Origin of the sequence: Pseudomonas sp. AOB-7, assembly GCF_003696305.1 — a bacterium.
GTDB lineage: Bacteria > Pseudomonadota > Gammaproteobacteria > Pseudomonadales > Pseudomonadaceae > Aquipseudomonas.
The window spans coordinates 34361-48622 of record NZ_RFFK01000014.1 but is presented as its reverse complement, the minus strand read 5'-3'; the positions used below and the strand labels follow the sequence as shown (position 1 = coordinate 48622).

The 14262-nt window shown below is 65.3% G+C and carries 19 protein-coding genes; 7 read left to right on the top strand and 12 right to left on the bottom strand.

Annotated features, from left to right (window positions below; all coding sequences use genetic code 11):
* Window positions 1-35: 35 nt before the first annotated feature.
* The gene (locus EA796_RS20250; RefSeq protein WP_122109899.1) at window positions 36-2180 is read left to right on the top strand and encodes a 3-hydroxyacyl-CoA dehydrogenase NAD-binding domain-containing protein; all 2145 of its coding nucleotides are present in this window, start codon (window positions 36-38) and stop codon (window positions 2178-2180) included.
* A gap of 54 nt (window positions 2181-2234) precedes the next feature.
* On the opposite strand, the gene EA796_RS20245 is transcribed toward EA796_RS20250, so the two are convergent.
* The 3 genes from EA796_RS20245 to EA796_RS23755 form a co-directional block, all read right to left on the bottom strand.
* A complete protein-coding gene (locus tag EA796_RS20245; RefSeq protein ID WP_122109923.1) occupies window positions 2235-2462 on the bottom strand; it encodes a PepSY domain-containing protein in 228 nt (75 codons plus the stop codon).
* A 10-nt stretch (window positions 2463-2472) separates the two neighbouring features.
* Window positions 2473-2664 (bottom strand): type III secretion system co-regulatory protein PtrC, encoded by a 192-nt coding sequence (gene ptrC, locus EA796_RS20240; RefSeq protein WP_122109898.1) that lies wholly within the window; start codon window positions 2662-2664, stop codon window positions 2473-2475.
* Window positions 2665-3025: 361 nt separating this feature from the next.
* Window positions 3026-3205 (bottom strand): hypothetical protein, encoded by a 180-nt coding sequence (locus EA796_RS23755; protein ID WP_371921482.1) that lies wholly within the window; start codon window positions 3203-3205, stop codon window positions 3026-3028.
* 870 nt (window positions 3206-4075) lie between these two features.
* Here EA796_RS23755 and EA796_RS20230 point away from each other — a divergent pair.
* Window positions 4076-4801, top strand: coding sequence for an amidotransferase (locus EA796_RS20230; protein ID WP_021441961.1), 726 nt, complete (start codon window positions 4076-4078; stop codon window positions 4799-4801).
* Between the two features lie 45 nt (window positions 4802-4846).
* Here EA796_RS20230 and EA796_RS20225 read toward each other — a convergent pair whose 3' ends face one another.
* The 3 genes from EA796_RS20225 to EA796_RS20215 all read right to left on the bottom strand — a co-directional run bounded on the left by EA796_RS20225 (window position 4847) and on the right by EA796_RS20215 (window position 6139).
* On the bottom strand, window positions 4847-5092 hold the full coding sequence (locus EA796_RS20225; protein ID WP_122109897.1) for a hypothetical protein: 246 nt from the start codon (window positions 5090-5092) through the stop codon (window positions 4847-4849).
* Between the two features lie 17 nt (window positions 5093-5109).
* Window positions 5110-5304, bottom strand: a complete 195-nt coding sequence (locus EA796_RS20220) for a hypothetical protein (protein ID WP_122109896.1) — start codon at window positions 5302-5304, stop codon at window positions 5110-5112.
* A gap of 112 nt (window positions 5305-5416) precedes the next feature.
* Entirely contained in the window at window positions 5417-6139 is a 723-nt protein-coding gene (locus EA796_RS20215; RefSeq protein ID WP_122109895.1) for a 1-acylglycerol-3-phosphate O-acyltransferase, read from the bottom strand.
* Between the two features lie 255 nt (window positions 6140-6394).
* Here EA796_RS20215 and queF point away from each other — a divergent pair, with 255 nt between their 5' ends.
* Window positions 6395-7225: an NADPH-dependent 7-cyano-7-deazaguanine reductase QueF gene (gene queF, locus EA796_RS20210; RefSeq protein WP_122109894.1), complete on the top strand. Its 831-nt coding sequence runs from the start codon at window positions 6395-6397 to the stop codon at window positions 7223-7225.
* A gap of 175 nt (window positions 7226-7400) precedes the next feature.
* Here the strand turns inward: queF and EA796_RS20205 are convergent, their stop codons facing one another.
* From EA796_RS20205 to EA796_RS20195, 3 genes are all read right to left on the bottom strand, one after another.
* A complete protein-coding gene (locus EA796_RS20205) occupies window positions 7401-7667 on the bottom strand; it encodes a DUF4404 family protein (RefSeq protein WP_021441956.1) in 267 nt (88 codons plus the stop codon).
* A 117-nt stretch (window positions 7668-7784) separates the two neighbouring features.
* Complete coding sequence (locus tag EA796_RS20200; protein WP_122109893.1) at window positions 7785-8504, bottom strand: HAD family phosphatase; 720 nt, start codon at window positions 8502-8504, stop codon at window positions 7785-7787.
* A gap of 75 nt (window positions 8505-8579) precedes the next feature.
* A complete protein-coding gene (locus tag EA796_RS20195) occupies window positions 8580-8990 on the bottom strand; it encodes a thioesterase family protein (protein WP_021443178.1) in 411 nt (136 codons plus the stop codon).
* Between the two features lie 105 nt (window positions 8991-9095).
* On the opposite strand from EA796_RS20195, the gene EA796_RS20190 reads away from it, so the two are divergent.
* A complete protein-coding gene (locus EA796_RS20190) occupies window positions 9096-9800 on the top strand; it encodes a VacJ family lipoprotein (protein WP_021443177.1) in 705 nt (234 codons plus the stop codon).
* Between the two features lie 55 nt (window positions 9801-9855).
* On the opposite strand, the gene EA796_RS20185 is transcribed toward EA796_RS20190, so the two are convergent.
* Window positions 9856-10155 carry a PilZ domain-containing protein gene (locus tag EA796_RS20185; RefSeq protein ID WP_031302907.1) on the bottom strand — a complete coding sequence of 100 codons (300 nt, stop codon included), beginning with the start codon at window positions 10153-10155 and terminating at the stop codon, window positions 9856-9858.
* A gap of 213 nt (window positions 10156-10368) precedes the next feature.
* Between EA796_RS20185 and rssB the strand changes: the two genes are divergently transcribed.
* Together rssB and rssC are read left to right on the top strand one after the other, a co-directional pair.
* Window positions 10369-11553 carry a two-component system response regulator RssB gene (rssB, locus tag EA796_RS20180; protein ID WP_021443175.1) on the top strand — a complete coding sequence of 395 codons (1185 nt, stop codon included), beginning with the start codon at window positions 10369-10371 and terminating at the stop codon, window positions 11551-11553.
* An 8-nt stretch (window positions 11554-11561) separates the two neighbouring features.
* Window positions 11562-12044, top strand: a complete 483-nt coding sequence (gene rssC / locus EA796_RS20175; RefSeq protein ID WP_031302906.1) for an anti-sigma factor antagonist RssC — start codon at window positions 11562-11564, stop codon at window positions 12042-12044.
* A 51-nt stretch (window positions 12045-12095) separates the two neighbouring features.
* Here rssC and tal read toward each other — a convergent pair whose 3' ends face one another.
* Window positions 12096-13022 carry a transaldolase gene (gene tal / locus EA796_RS20170; protein WP_122109892.1) on the bottom strand — a complete coding sequence of 309 codons (927 nt, stop codon included), beginning with the start codon at window positions 13020-13022 and terminating at the stop codon, window positions 12096-12098.
* 114 nt (window positions 13023-13136) lie between these two features.
* Between tal and EA796_RS23220 the strand changes: the two genes are divergently transcribed.
* Window positions 13137-13280: a hypothetical protein gene (locus tag EA796_RS23220; RefSeq protein WP_158603103.1), complete on the top strand. Its 144-nt coding sequence runs from the start codon at window positions 13137-13139 to the stop codon at window positions 13278-13280.
* Here EA796_RS23220 and dusA read toward each other — a convergent pair.
* On the bottom strand, window positions 13250-14260 hold the full coding sequence (gene dusA, locus EA796_RS20165; RefSeq protein ID WP_122109891.1) for a tRNA dihydrouridine(20/20a) synthase DusA: 1011 nt from the start codon (window positions 14258-14260) through the stop codon (window positions 13250-13252). The genes EA796_RS23220 and dusA overlap by 31 nt on opposite strands.
* Window positions 14261-14262: the final 2 nt, after the last annotated feature.

Sequence of the window (14262 nt, the reverse complement as noted above, 5' to 3'; positions counted from 1 at the left end):
CGGCTGAATCGCTCCTCGAAGCTGAGGAATGAAAAATGACTGACGCCATCCGTTACGAAAAGGGCCAGGACAATATCGTCGTCCTGACCATCGACATGCCCGGCCAGAGCGCCAACACCATGAACGCGGTATACCGCGAGGCCATGGGCCAGACCGTCGCGCGCCTGGAGGCCGAGAAGGACGCCATCGCCGGCGTGATCATCACCTCGGCGAAGAAGACCTTCTTCGCCGGCGGCGACCTGGGCGAGCTGATCAAGGTCACCAAGGCCGACGCCAAGCCGTTCTACGACATGGTCCTGGGCATCAAGGGCCAGCTGCGCCGCCTGGAGACCCTGGGCAAGCCGGTGGTGGCCGCGATCAACGGCGCCGCCCTGGGCGGCGGCTGGGAAATCTGCCTGGCCTGCCACCACCGCATCGCCCTGGACAACGCCAGCGTGCAGCTGGGCCTGCCGGAAGTGACCCTCGGCCTGCTGCCGGGCGGTGGCGGCGTGGTGCGCATGGTGCGCCTGCTCGGCCTGGAGAAGGCGCTGCCGTACCTGGCCGAAGGCAAGAAGGTACGCCCGGACGCCGCGCTCAAGGCCGGCCTGATCCACGACATCGCCGCCACCCCGGAGGAGATGCTGGCCAAGGCCCGCGCCTGGATTGCCGCAAATCCGAGCGCCAAGCAGCCGTGGGACGTGCAGGGCTACAAGATTCCCGGCGGCACGCCGAGCTCGCCGAACGTCGCGCAGATGCTGGCCATCGCGCCGAGCGTGCTGCGTGACAAGACCAAGGGCTGCTTCCCGGCGCCGGAGAAGATCATGTGCGCCGCCGTGGAGGGCGCCCAGGTCGACTTCGACACCGCGCAGATCATCGAGGCGCGCTACTTCACCGAGCTGACCACCGGCCAGGTGGCGAAGAACATGATCGGCACCTTCTGGTTCCAGCTCAACGAGATCAACGCCGGCAGCTCGCGCCCGCAGGGCATCGCGCAGTACGTGACGAAGAAGGTCGGCGTGCTCGGCGCCGGCATGATGGGCGCGGGCATCGCCTATGTGTCGGCGGCCGCCGGCATCGAGGTGGTGCTCAAAGACCTGTCCGTCGAGGCGGCCGAGAAGGGCAAGGCCTACTCGGCCAAGCTGCTCGACAAGAAGGTCAGCAAGGGCCATATGACTGCCGAGAAGCGCGACGCCTTCCTCGCCCGCATCAAGCCGACCGCCAGCGAGGCCGACTTCGCCGGCTGCGACCTGATCATCGAGGCGGTGTTCGAGGACCGTGAGCTCAAGGCCAAGGTGACTGCTGCCGCCGAGGCCGCCGCGCTGGCCGATGCGGTGATCGCCTCCAACACCTCGACCCTGCCGATCACCGGCCTGGCGACTGCAGTTCAGCGTCCGGACAAATTTATCGGTCTGCACTTCTTCAGCCCGGTCGACAAGATGCCGCTGGTGGAGATCATCAAGGGCGCCAGGACCAGCGACGAGACCCTGGCCCGTGGCTTCGACTACGTGCTGCAGATCAAGAAGACCCCGATCGTGGTCGAGGACAGCCGCGGCTTCTTCACCTCGCGGGTGTTCGGCACCTTCACCAACGAGGGCATCGCCATGCTCGGCGAGGGCGTCAGCGCGGCGATGATCGAGGCCGAGGCACGCAAGGCCGGCATGCCGGTGGGCCCGCTGGCGATCAGCGACGAAGTGTCGCTGAGCCTGATGGACCATATCCGCAAGCAGACCGTGGCCGACCTCGCCGCCGAGGGCAAGAGCATTCCCGAGCATCCGGCGTTCGCCGTGATCGACCTGATGCTCAAGGAGTACAAGCGCCCGGGCAAGGCCGCCGGCGGTGGTTTCTACGACTACCCGGAAGGCGGCAAGAAGCACCTGTGGCCCGAGCTCAAGGCACGCTTCGAGAAGGCCGATGCGCAGATCTCCCAGGAGGACGTGCGCGACCGCATCCTGTTCATCCAGGCGATCGAGACGGTGCGCTGCGTGGAGGAGGGCGTATTGAAGTCCGTCGCGGACGCCAATATCGGCTCGATCTTCGGCATCGGCTTCGCCGCCTGGACCGGCGGGGCGCTGCAGTTCATCAATCAGTACGGGGTCAAGGACTTCGTCGCCCGCGCCCAGTACCTGGCCGAGCAGTACGGCGAGCGCTTCCTGCCGCCGGCGCTGTTGCTGGAGAAGGCCGCCAGGGGCGAGAGCTTCTGAGGCTGAGCAGGCCCGATAAAAAACGGCCTGCAAGGGCCGTTCTCATTGGCTGGATCAGTTTTCCAGCTGGTCGCGGGTGATCTGGCCGCTCTTGCCGTCGATGTGGAACTCGTAGAGCCGGCCGTCCTGCTTCAGGCCTTCGCCTTCCCAGTAGCCCTCGTCGTCGGCCTCGATCTTGTGCAGCTCGGTGTAGCCGGCCGTGCGGGCCTTGCTCAGGGCATCTTCGATGCTGATCCAGTCGCTGCCGGGACGATCCGCCAGGGCGTTGCCGGCCAGCAGCAGGCCGCCAGCATCAGGCGGCCTGGCGCCAACTCCGGACCGCTTCGTGGATCGCCAGTACTTCGCTGTGGCGGGTCGGCATGCGCAGGGTCAGCATGCTGCCGTCTTCCAGTTGCAGGGCGGCTTCGCTTTCGAACTGCAGGCGGTGCCCGTCGAATTGGGCATAGGTGACGCCGTAGGCGTCCAGGCTGAGCTGGCTATGCATGATGACGGCCTCACTTGACGCTGGATTTGTCCGCCGGAGCGGGGCGTGGGGCGCTGCTGCCGTGGTAGGCAGTGACGGCGAACAGGCTGGCGAGGGCGGCGTAACGGCTCATGGCATTGTCCTTCTGGGCGAGTGGGCAGGGGCCCGATGCCGCGATCATCCGACAGGCGCGCGGACGACAGAAGTCGAAGGCATTTATGGTGACTATCGAGCGCGCTGATAAGAGCCGCAGACGAATAAGGCGGGGGGTTATAAGTTGCGCGGGAAAGTTATACGAAGGCGGGGGCTATATATAAAAGTAAAGTTGCCGCGAGTGGCAACTTTATAAGTGAAGGCGAACATCCCTGTTCGCCCTTTTCGGTCAACGGGTGGCCAGGGCGTAGTTGCTCTGCATCCAGTTCTGATGATGCTCATCGCTGCGGCTCATCGACCACTTGGTCAGGGCCAGCATGGCCAGGGCGCCGCCGAGGATCATCAGCGGGTAGGCGGCCATCAGTTCGACCAGCGAGTATTTCCAGGCCAGCGCCGAGCAGGACGGCATAGAACCAGGACACACCGTACAGCGTGCCGGAGAAAATCGCCAGGTTGCGCATGCTCACCGGCAGCTTGAGCAGCGAGCCGGTCTTCTGCGGGGCCGGCAGCGCCAGGCTATGTAGCACCACGCCGTTGATGGTCAGCAGCACGGCAATGCTGATCGTGGCCTGCAGCGTAGCAGTCGATCAGGTGAACCTAGACTGTCCCTGGCGCATCAACTCCATGGTTTCCTTTTGCTGCAGTGCCGAAATCAGAAAGTGTGAATATCCACGGGGGGTATCTCGTGTTCTGCAGTTAATAAGTAAAAAATGTGCGTTTGCCTGAACTTGCTAAGTCGGTGCTGGCTCGGATTTATTCGATTAATAAATGTCGTTTGTCGCGGTTGTGCTAGTTATGAGTTGCAGTAGTTCTCCTTTGTCTGGGCAATAACCAGCCATCGACCGCAAGCTCTTGCGGTCAAGGAATCTTCCAGATTCAGGGGGAGTGCGGAGTTCGAGGAGGGGGGCGAATGCTCAAGCCGGGGAGGGCCCACGACAGCAGGGATAATGATGAGGGCCATAGTTCAATTGTTGAGCAGCCGTTCGTCGACATTGGCCCCCGGTTCTGTGCTCAGCTGAGCATTTTTTGACCAGAAAGCCCATTCTGGTTGCGTCTGCCGCTTTCCCGGCGCCGTTGAGTCGGCACGACGGGGGGCGCCCCCCGTGGGGGCATCGAGCGGTTCGTCAAATTTTCTTGACGATAGGGGCGGCGATTCCGGTCGTCGCGGGCGGCGGCGATAACCCATCCCTTGGGCGGCAACGCTATTTCCTTGGGCAGGTTCATATGTTAAGAAAAACGCACGAATCACCCTCCCTCGGCGTTCACCTCAGGAAACCTCATGTCACTGCGTATTTGCATCCTGGAAACTGACATCCTCCGCCCCGAACTGGTCGACCAGTATCAGGGCTATGGCCGCATGTTCGAGCAGTTGTTCGCCCAGCAGCCGGTTGCGGCGGAGTTCAGTGTCTATAACGTGGTGGAGGGGCATTACCCGCCGGACAGCGAGCAGTTCGACGCCTACCTGGTGACCGGCAGCAAGGCCGACTCCTTCGGCGCCGAGCCCTGGATTCAGACCCTCAAGACCTACCTGCTGGAGCGCTATCAGCGCGGCGACAAGCTGCTCGGCATCTGCTTCGGTCATCAGTTGCTGGCGCTGCTGCTCGGCGGTAAGGCCGAGCGTGCGGAGCAGGGCTGGGGCGTCGGCGTGCACAGCTACCGTCTGGAGAACCAGCCGGCCTGGATGAGCCCGGCGCTGGACGAGCTGCAACTGCTGATCAGCCACCAGGACCAGGTCACCCGCCTACCGGAGAAGGCCACGCTGCTGGCCACCAGCGACTTCTGCCCGATCGGCGCCTACCACATCGAGGATCAGGTGCTGTGTTTCCAGGGCCACCCCGAGTTCGTCCACGACTACTCCAAGGCGCTGCTCGACCTGCGTCAGCAGCATCTCGGCGAGCAGGTCTACCAGCAGGGAGTGGAGAGCCTGAAGCATCACCAGCAGGGCAGTACGGTGGCCGAGTGGATGATGCGCTTCGTCGCCCAGGGCAAGCAGGCCAAGGCCTGAGTCCTCGCCCCAGCAACCTGAAAAAGCCCGGCATGCCGGGCTTTTTCATGCTTGTAGCGGATGTTGCAGGACGAAGTGCGGCGACAGCCTTCTGCTCCCCGCTGGCGGCGGGGTCCCGGGCTGCAGCTTGAGGCTCTCGGCCAGATCGAGTTGGTGCGCCAGCTTGTGGCTGCATTCGATGTTACGCGCGATGGCGCCGGCCGAACCTTTGCCGATGCCGAGCAGGGCGAACAGGGTGGTCAGCAGGGCCAGGCTGGCGAGCAGCAGCAGGCGGCCGCGTTGCCTTCTCATGGTGACGGGCTCCGGCTTCAGCTGCGCGACAGGGCGCCGAGCAGCGGCGGCAAGCGGCTGGCCAGGCTGTGCAGCGGCCCCGGTTGGTCGATGCTGGGGGCGTTCTGCTGCAGGCTGGCGTAGCTCAGCGCCAGCACAATGGAGGTGACGATCAGGTACAGGCCGATGGCGGCGAGGGCACCGTTGCGGGCGGCTTGAGCGAGGTTGGACATTTCTGTGCTCCACGTCGATGGGATCGCATGGGCACAGAGTCGCTCAAGTCATTTCGAACGAATAATGGATGATCTTAAGAGTAACTATCGATCAGGCTGATGCTTTGTCGCGTCAGGCCTGTGCCAGCTCGCGATCCATGGCGGCGATGCAGTCGTTCATCGCCTGCTCGCAGCGTTCGATCAGGGCGGGCATGTCGTCCAGGCTGAGGCCGGCGGTGGGGATCGCCGGCAGCGAACGGATCAGGATGCGGCCGCTGTCCCAGCGGTTCAGGCGCATGGTCTTGGCATAGTTGCTGACGCACACCGGGATGATCGGCACGCCGGCGGCGATGGCCATCTGGAATGCGCCTTTCTTGAACGGCAGCAGGCCGCGCCCCAGGTTGCGCGTGCCTTCGGGGAACACCCAGATCGAGGTGTCGCGCTGACGCAGGGTTTCGGTGGTGGTCAGCATGGCGCGCTTGGCGGCGGCCGGGTTGCTGCGGTCGATCAGCACGTTGCCGGCCAGCCAGTACAGTTGACCGAAGAAGGGCAGCCACTTCAGGCTCTGTTTGCCGATGCTCACGGTGCGCCGCGGCACCACGCGGCCGAGCACGTAGAGGTCGTAGTTGGACTGGTGGTTGGCGATGATCACGCAGGCGCGCCGATGCTCCAGCAGCGGGCGTACCTCGGTTTTAAGCTTAAGGCGCAGCAGGCACAGGGCCGGCAGGGAATAGAGGCGGGCGCAGAGGCGGCTGTTGTCCGGGTTGAACGGTCGGCACAGGCCAATCAGCAGGCCGACCAGCCCGGCGAGGATGAAATGCACGCCCATCAGCAGCATGCGCAGAACGAAGAGCATTATTGGTACGACCGTCAGGGAAAAAGGCCGCGCAGTGTACGGGCGTTCACTCTGTCGGGCAATTGCGCCGAACGGCCGGCTGGCGAGCGGCAACGTCCGGGAATGTCAGGGGGCGCGCGGCCCTTGGGCCGGCTCTGGGTGATCTCCAGCGCGCTCATGCGGGGCCGGCAGCCCTGGCGGCCATCGCCCGGCAACGACAAGCTGGCGGCAAAGCGATTAAACTCGCCGGGTTTTTGCCGACCCGGATCCCCCGCCATGCAGCACCCCGCCGAACACTCCCCGCTGGGCAAGTCCAGCCAGTACATCGCCGAGTACAGCCCTGCGCTGCTGTTTCCCATTCCACGTGCGGCGAAATGGGCCGAGCTGGGCCTGGATGGCGAGCACTTGCCGTACCGGGGCGTGGACTACTGGAACTGCTACGAGCTGTCCTGGTTGCTGCCCTCGGGCAAGCCGGTGGTAGCCATCGGCGAGTTCGCCATCCCGGCCGACTCGCCGCACATCATCGAGTCGAAATCCTTCAAGCTCTACCTCAATTCGTTGAACCAGACGTCCTACGCGACCTGGGACGAGGTGCAGGCGACCCTGGTGCGCGACCTCTCGGCGGTGGCCGGCAAGCCGGTGGCGGTGCGCCTGCGCAGCCTGGCCGAGGTGGCCGACGAGGGCGTGGCGGTCTTGCCCGGCGTCTGTATCGACGAGCTGGACATCAGCGTCAGCCGCTACGACCAGCCGCAACCCGAATTGCTGCGTTGCGACCCGGAACGCGTGGTGGAGGAGAGCCTGCATAGCCACCTGCTGAAGTCCAACTGCCCGGTCACCGGCCAACCGGACTGGGGCAGCCTGGTGGTGCAGTACCGCGGCGCGGCGCTGGATCACGCCAGCCTGCTGGCCTATCTGGTGAGCTTTCGCCAGCATGCCGATTTCCATGAGCAGTGTGTCGAGCGCATCTTCCTCGACCTGCAGCGCCTGCTGCAGCCGCAGGCGCTGACGGTCTACGCGCGCTACGTGCGCCGCGGCGGGCTGGATATCAATCCCTACCGCAGTACCGAGGCGCTCGCCGCGGACAATGCCCGCCTGGTGCGCCAGTAGTCGATGGCAGGAACGGCTGCAGCGCATGCTGCGGCCTGGGTGTCCGGTAAAACCCAGTGATGAAAAATGCCGCTGCCCCGGCAGCGGGCGAGCGGCATTCGGCGTCGTAGCCCGGATGCAATCCGGGTTGCGGTCTGTGCGATGCTCCTGGCGTGCAGCGAGCCCGCTGGCCGGTTCAGATGCCCATATTGGCCAGGCTCTGCATGATGTTGCGCAGGGTGCCGGCGAGGGTCGGGTGGCTGGCTTCGAAACGCTCCACCGCGAGGTTGACGCCGTCCACCAGGGTGGCGTCGGGGGCGGCCGCCGCCTGGCGCGCCAGTTGCAGTTCGATCTCCTGGGTCAGGACGTAGAGCGATGCCCGTTCTTCCTCGCTGAGCGGCGGATCCTGGGCCAGTTGATCGCGCAGGGTTTCCAGTTGCTGCTGCAGGTCGCGTGCTGGCATGGGGTTCTCCCTTGTCTGAAGACATAGGCATTGACCTCGAACTGCGGTCCAAGGTTTCTACCTGTGTTCAAGGGTACTCCAAGCCTGCCGGCTTTGCCTGATCTCGATCAAACCGCCTCAAGGCTTTTCCCCCTTGCTGCGCCGCATGCCGATATCGGCCAGGCTCGGGCCGATTTCGCCGAGGTGGTCGATCACCGAGTGGCTGCCGAGGCGATACAGCTGCAGCGTGGCCTGCGCCCGCAGGCATTCGCGCTCGCTGCCGCTCAGGGCTTGCCAGTCGGCCGGCGCCAGGCCGCACAGCGGGCCGCAGGCGGCCAGGCCGATGGTCCAGCAGCCGGCATTGAGTCCGGCGCGCAGCAGCAGCGGGTTGCCGCTGACCAGGATGCAGCCGTCCAGGCGCTCGACCTGCAACTGGCTGAGTGCCTGCCAGCAGGCGTCCGGCGCCGGCCAGGGCCGGGCGCTGCGCCCGGCGCCGGTCGCCAGCGGCGCGGGCAGGGCCTCGGCCAGGCGCGCACTGGCGTCCGCGGGCAGGCTGTCCAGCCAGGCCCAGGGCGTGCCCTGAGCTTGCAGCTGTTGCAGCAACGGCGCGGCACCGGGGGTGAGTTCGGCGTGCTCGTCGGCGACGGTCGCCAGCATCTGCTGCAGCGCCTGCCGTTCCTGGGCCTGCGGCGGACGACCGAGCAGTTCGGCCAGGGCCTGCTCGGGGCAGTGAGCGCCAGCGGGTAGTTCGGTATCGGGATGCAGACGCTGCAGGGCGACCGGCAGGGTGCGGGCGCCGAAGTCGACCAGGCAGCCGGAAAGCTCGAATAGAAGGGCGGTGGGGGCGGTGTGAGGCATAGGGTCATCCCTGCGATGGTCTAGGCCACTCTAGGGCGCGCAGATGACCACAGGATGACCGGGCGATGACGCCGCTTAGCCTCCGCCGAGCAGGGCGCGCAGGTGCTCGGGCAGGGGCACCGAGCGTTCGCTGGCATGCTCGATCCAGACCAGCTTGCAGTAGCCCTCGCCATAGCAGCGCTGCGGATCTTCCAGGGTCGACAGGCGGTGTTCGAGCACCAGGCTGCTGCGGCCCAGGGCGCCGGCATACAGCTGCACCACCACGGTGGCGGGGTGAACCACGGGTTTCAGGTAGGTGTGCTGGGTCTGCAGCACCACCGGGCCCTGCGGGGCGTCGTTCATCGCCACGCCGACGCGTTCGAACCAGGCGATCCGCGCTTCTTCCAGGTACTGCATATAGAGGATGTTGTTGACGTGCCCGTAGCTGTCCATGTCGCCCCAGCGCACGGGGATATGGGCGGTGTGCAGAAGCATTTTCTCGATCATCGGGGTTGTCCGCTATGCTGCCATCAGGGGGCTCAGGCTATATACTGCGCGGCCTCGGTGGCCGCTGGCGGGTCGCCACACTACTTTTCTCAAGGAGAGACTGCAATGCATGTGAACGGTGCTCGCTGGATCGTGCGCCTCGGCGGCCTGATGGCGCTCGTCGGCCTGAGTCTGCTGCCTGCGATGGCGCAGGCCGCCTCGGAGGACGACCCCTGGGAAGGCTTCAACCGCGCCATGTTCCGCTTCAACGACACCCTCGACACCTACGCGCTGAAGCCCGTGGCGCAGGGTTATCAGGCAGTCACCCCGCAGTTTCTGGAAGACGGCGTGCACAACGTCTTCGGCAACCTGGGCGACGTCGGCAACCTGGCCAACAACCTGCTGCAGGGCAAGATGCACGACGCCGGAGTGGATACCGGGCGCCTGATCTTCAACACCACCTTCGGCCTGCTCGGCTTCTTCGACGTGGCCACGCCGATGGGCCTGCAGAAGAACGACGAGGACTTCGGCCAGACCCTCGGCGCCTGGGGCCTGGGCAGCGGCCCCTACCTGGTGATTCCGTTCCTCGGCCCGAGCAGCGTGCGCGACGCCACCGGCAAGCTGCCGGACAGCTTCCTCGAGCCCTATCCCTACATGGGCCATGTGCCGACGCGCAACGTCACCCGCGCCGTGGATGTGGTCGACACCCGCGCCAGCCTGCTGTCGGCGGAGAAGCTGATCAGCGGCGACAAGTACATCTTCATCCGCAACGCCTACCTGCAGAACCGCGAGTTCAAGGTGCAGGACGGCCAGGTCGAAGACGACTTCTGAGTTTGGCGGGCATGAAAAAGGCGGCCCTTGGCCGCCTTTTTCGTAAGTGCAGATGTCAGCTCATCGACAGGATGGCCAGGCCCAGCGACTGGCGACCGTCGCCCAGGTCGGCGATGCGCACCACCTCGGCCTGGGCGTCGAGGCCGGCCAGCTCACTGTGCTCGGAGGGGATGTGGACCTTGACCCGGTCGCCCATGCTCAGCGCGACTTCGGCCTCGAGTTGCATGCCGGTACTGGACAGATCCAGACACAGCGCGGAAATTTCCCGCCCGCCATGGTGCAGGGTTACTGGCGCTTCCAGTCGCATGCGGATGTAGTCACGTTTCTCGCTGTACGCTCGATCACTCTGACTCATGGACGCTGTCCTCTTGTTATAAGGTTCTCCTGCGGCTCTTATAACCCTCGCCGATTTGCCCTGTAAAGTCGCCGAACGACGACTGGCGCCGGCTTGAATCGGTCGACGGATGGGAGTACCGTCTGCCCCTTGAATTCGCCCTGACGCCACCTACGCGGCGCCGCGCCACGGGCCGTCACCCAATTGCCCCGGCGCAGTTTGCCTGGATACCCCATGCACAAAACCAGTGCCACTCTGCTGATCATCGATGACGACGAAGTCGTGCGTGCCAGCCTCGCGGCCTACCTCGAGGACAGCGGCTTCAAGGTGCTGCAGGCCAGCAACGGCCTGCAGGGGCTGGAAGTGTTCCAGCAGGCCAAGCCCGACCTGATGATCTGCGACCTGCGCATGCCGCAGGTCGATGGCCTCGAACTGATCCGCCGGATCAACGCCCTCGGCGTCGAGGTGCCGGTGATCGTGGTGTCCGGCGCCGGCGTCATGAACGATGCGGTGGAGGCCTTGCGCCTGGGCGCCGCCGACTACCTGATCAAGCCCCTGGAAGACCTGGCGGTGCTCGAGCACTCGGTGCGCCGCGCCCTCGATCGCTCGCGCCTGCGTCTGGAGAACCAGCGCTACCGCGAGAAGCTGGAAACCGCCAACCGCGAGCTGCAGGCCAGCCTGCACCTGTTGCAGGAAGACCAGAACGCCGGGCGTCAGGTGCAGATGAACATGCTGCCGGTGACGCCCTGGCAGGTCGACAGCCTGACCTTCGCCCACCAGATCATCCCTTCGCTGTACCTGTCCGGCGACTTCGTCGACTACTTCCGCGTCGACGAGCGACGCATCGCCTTCTATCTGGCCGACGTGTCCGGCCACGGCGCGTCCTCGGCCTTCGTCACCGTGCTGCTCAAGTTCATGACCACCCGGCTGCTCTACGAGTCGCGCCGCGGCGGCCTGCTGCCGGAGTTCAAGCCCTCGGAAGTGCTCGGCCACATCAACCGCGGGCTGATCAACTGCAAGCTGGGCAAGCACGTGACCATGCTCGGCGGGGTGATCGACGAGCAGAGCGGACAACTGACCTACAGCATCGGCGGCCACCTGCCGTTGCCGGTGCTGTTCGAGAAAGGCGAGGCCCGTTACCTGGAAGGCCGCGGGCTGCCGGTGGGGCTGTTCGAGGAGGCCGAATACGCCGATCACGTCATGCCACTGCCCGAGTCGTTCAGCCTGACGCTGTTGTCGGACGGCATTCTCGACCTGTTGCCGGGCGAGACGCTGAAGGACAAGGAATTGGCGCTGCCACAACTGGTTAGCCAGGCTGGCGGCAGTCTAGACGGTTTGCGTCAAGTTCTCGGTCTGGCCAATCTGGGCGAGATGCCGGATGATATCGCCTTGCTGGTGTTAAGCAGGAACCTTGCATGAATCCTGGGATAAGCCCCGGTCGTATCCAATTCGCCGAGCAGGACGGGACCTTCGTCCTCAAATTCGTCGGCGAAGTGCGCCTGACGCTCTGTTCGGCGCTGGATGCCACGATTGAAAAGATCTTCACCGCGCTGAATTTCTCGGCCATCGTCATCGACCTGACCGAAACCCGCAGTATCGACAGCACCACCCTCGGCCTGCTGGCCAAGCTGTCGATCCTGTCGCGGCAGAAGGTCGGTCTGTTGCCCACCGTGGTCACCACCCACGACGACATCACCCGCCTGCTGCAGTCGATGGGCTTCGATCAGGTGTTCAATATCGTCGACCGGCCGGTGCCGTGCCCTGAGGCGCTGGACGATCTGCCGTCGCAGGATCAGTCCGAAGAGGTGGTCAAGGCCAAGGTGCTGGAGGCCCACCGCATCCTCATGGGGCTCAACGACTCCAACCGCGAGGCCTTCCACGATCTGGTCAGCGCCCTCGAGCGGCACTGACAGGCGAACAATGCAAAGGGGCGCCCGCATGCGGGCGCCCCTTTTTGCGTTTCAGGCCCTGGCGGCGAGCAGCGCTTCGAGCTTTTCCTGATCGCGGGCGAACAGGCGGATGCCTTCGGCGAGTTTCTCGGTGGCCATGGCGTCTTCGTTGAGCGCCCAGCGGAAGGCGCTTTCATCCAGGCTGCGGCGGGTTTCGCCGGCGGCGCCGGGGGCCAGTCGGCGGCTCAGTTGGCCTTGGTCGTCGGCCAGTTGCTGCAGCAGCTCCGGGCTGATGGTCAGGCGGTCGCAGCCGGCCAGTTGTTCGATCTGGCCCAGATTGCGGAAGCTCGCTCCCATCACCACGGTCTGGTAGCCGTTGGCTTTGTAGTAGTCGTAGATGCGCGCCACCGACTGCACGCCGGGGTCCTCGGCGCCGACGAAGTCGCGGCCCTCGGCCTTCTTGTACCAGTCGTAGATGCGCCCGACGAAGGGCGAGATGAGGAACACCCCGGCATCGGCGCAGGCCTGGGCCTGGGCGAAGGCGAACAACAGGGTCAGGTTGGTCTGCACGCCGGCTTTTTCCAGCTGTTCGGCGGCGCGGATGCCTTCCCAGGTCGAGGCGATCTTGATCAGCACCCGCTCGCGGCCGATGCCGGCCTGCTCGTAGAGGCCGATCAGGCGTTCGGCGCGGCGCAGGGTGGCGTTGGTGTCGAAGGACAGGCGGGCGTCCACCTCGGTGGAGATACGCCCGGGAATCACCTTGAGGATCTCCTGACCGACGGCCACGGCGAAGTGGTCGCAGGCCAGGCCGAGGTCGCCCCGGCCGGCTGTCACCGCGCGCCCCAGCAGCTCGGCGTAACGCGGCAGCGCGGCGGCCTTGAGCAGCAGCGAGGGGTTGGTGGTGGTATCCACCGGTTGCAGGCGGGCGATGGCGTCTAGGTCGCCGGTGTCGGCAACCACGGTGGTGAACTGCTTGAGTTGTTCCAGCTTGGAGGTCATGACGGAGCCTTGTCGTTGCGGATGTCACGACCTTACCCGAGGTGCCTGGGCGGCTCAACGGGCAGCGAGGGCTGTCGCACTGACAATGTTTGCGCGTGCGGGCTGCGCTGCTGCATGTCGCAGCTGAAGGTGGCCGAGGCGCTGTCCGGCGCCGATGACGAGCGGGGTATCCCCAGCCGCGAGCTGCACCGCCAGCTGAGCAAAGCCGGCGAACCGCTGCCGCTGGCTCAGTGCCCGCGCAGCAGCTCGGCGGCCTGATCGAGCAGCGCCAGCGGGTCCTTGACCTTGTGGATGTCCACCGACAGCAACTGGCGGAAGCGCCGTGCGCCGGGGAAACCCTGGGCCAGCCCGAGCACATGGCGGGTGATGTGATGCAGGGTGCCGCCTTCGCGCAGGTGCTGCTCGACATAGGGGCGCAGCGCGAGCAGGGCGTCCATGCGGGTGATGCCGCTATCCGCGGCGCCGAATAGACGGTTGTCCACCTGCGCCAGCAGGAAGGGATTGTGGTAGGCCTCGCGGCCGAGCATTACGCCGTCGAAGGTCCTCAGGTGCGCCTCGCATTCTTCCAGGGTCTTGATGCCACCGTTGAGGATGATCTCCAGGTCGGGGAAATCCTGCTTGAGCTGGGCGGCGACTTCGTAGCGCAGCGGCGGCACCTCGCGGTTCTCCTTCGGCGACAGGCCTTCGAGAATGGCGATGCGCGCGTGCACGGTGAAGCTGCGACAGCCGGCATCACGCACCTGGCCGACGAAATCGCACAGCTCGGCATAGCTGTCGCGGCCGTTGATGCCGATGCGGTGCTTGACCGTCACGGGGATGCTCACCGCGTCCTGCATGGCCTTGACGCAGTCGGCCACCAGCGCCGGGTGGCCCATCAGGCAGGCGCCGATCATATTGTTCTGCACCCGGTCGCTGGGGCAGCCGACGTTGAGGTTGACCTCGTCGTAACCATGCTGCTCGGCCATCTTGGCACAGGCGGCGAGGTCCTGCGGGTTGCTGCCGCCCAGCTGCAACGCCAGCGGATGCTCGCACTCGCTGTAACGCAGGAAGCGCTCGCGATCGCCATGGATCAGCGCACCGCTGGTGACCATTTCGGTATACAGCAGGGCGTGACGCGACAGCTGGCGCAGAAAGAAACGGCAGTGGCGATCGGTCCAGTCCATCATCGGCGCCACGGAGAAGCGGCGGGACAGGGCAGGGCGCGTGGTTGCTGGGTTTGAGGCTGATTCTAGAGGCATTT

Coding starts and splice junctions, on each gene's coding strand:
- EA796_RS20250 (WP_122109899.1), top strand. CDS start 36: ATGACTGACGCCATCCGTTACGAAAAGGGCCAGGACAATATCGTCGTC.
- ptrC (WP_122109898.1), bottom strand. CDS start 2,664: ATGCATAGCCAGCTCAGCCTGGACGCCTACGGCGTCACCTATGCCCAA.
- EA796_RS23755 (WP_371921482.1), bottom strand. CDS start 3,205: ATGCCGTCCTGCTCGGCGCTGGCCTGGAAATACTCGCTGGTCGAACTG.
- EA796_RS20230 (WP_021441961.1), top strand. CDS start 4,076: ATGTCACTGCGTATTTGCATCCTGGAAACTGACATCCTCCGCCCCGAA.
- EA796_RS20225 (WP_122109897.1), bottom strand. CDS start 5,092: ATGAGAAGGCAACGCGGCCGCCTGCTGCTGCTCGCCAGCCTGGCCCTG.
- EA796_RS20220 (WP_122109896.1), bottom strand. CDS start 5,304: ATGTCCAACCTCGCTCAAGCCGCCCGCAACGGTGCCCTCGCCGCCATC.
- EA796_RS20215 (WP_122109895.1), bottom strand. CDS start 6,139: ATGCTCTTCGTTCTGCGCATGCTGCTGATGGGCGTGCATTTCATCCTC.
- queF (WP_122109894.1), top strand. CDS start 6,395: ATGCAGCACCCCGCCGAACACTCCCCGCTGGGCAAGTCCAGCCAGTAC.
- EA796_RS20205 (WP_021441956.1), bottom strand. CDS start 7,667: ATGCCAGCACGCGACCTGCAGCAGCAACTGGAAACCCTGCGCGATCAA.
- EA796_RS20200 (WP_122109893.1), bottom strand. CDS start 8,504: ATGCCTCACACCGCCCCCACCGCCCTTCTATTCGAGCTTTCCGGCTGC.
- EA796_RS20195 (WP_021443178.1), bottom strand. CDS start 8,990: ATGATCGAGAAAATGCTTCTGCACACCGCCCATATCCCCGTGCGCTGG.
- EA796_RS20190 (WP_021443177.1), top strand. CDS start 9,096: ATGCATGTGAACGGTGCTCGCTGGATCGTGCGCCTCGGCGGCCTGATG.
- EA796_RS20185 (WP_031302907.1), bottom strand. CDS start 10,155: ATGAGTCAGAGTGATCGAGCGTACAGCGAGAAACGTGACTACATCCGC.
- rssB (WP_021443175.1), top strand. CDS start 10,369: ATGCACAAAACCAGTGCCACTCTGCTGATCATCGATGACGACGAAGTC.
- tal (WP_122109892.1), bottom strand. CDS start 13,022: ATGACCTCCAAGCTGGAACAACTCAAGCAGTTCACCACCGTGGTTGCC.
- EA796_RS23220 (WP_158603103.1), top strand. CDS start 13,137: ATGTCGCAGCTGAAGGTGGCCGAGGCGCTGTCCGGCGCCGATGACGAG.
- dusA (WP_122109891.1), bottom strand. CDS start 14,260: ATGCCTCTAGAATCAGCCTCAAACCCAGCAACCACGCGCCCTGCCCTG.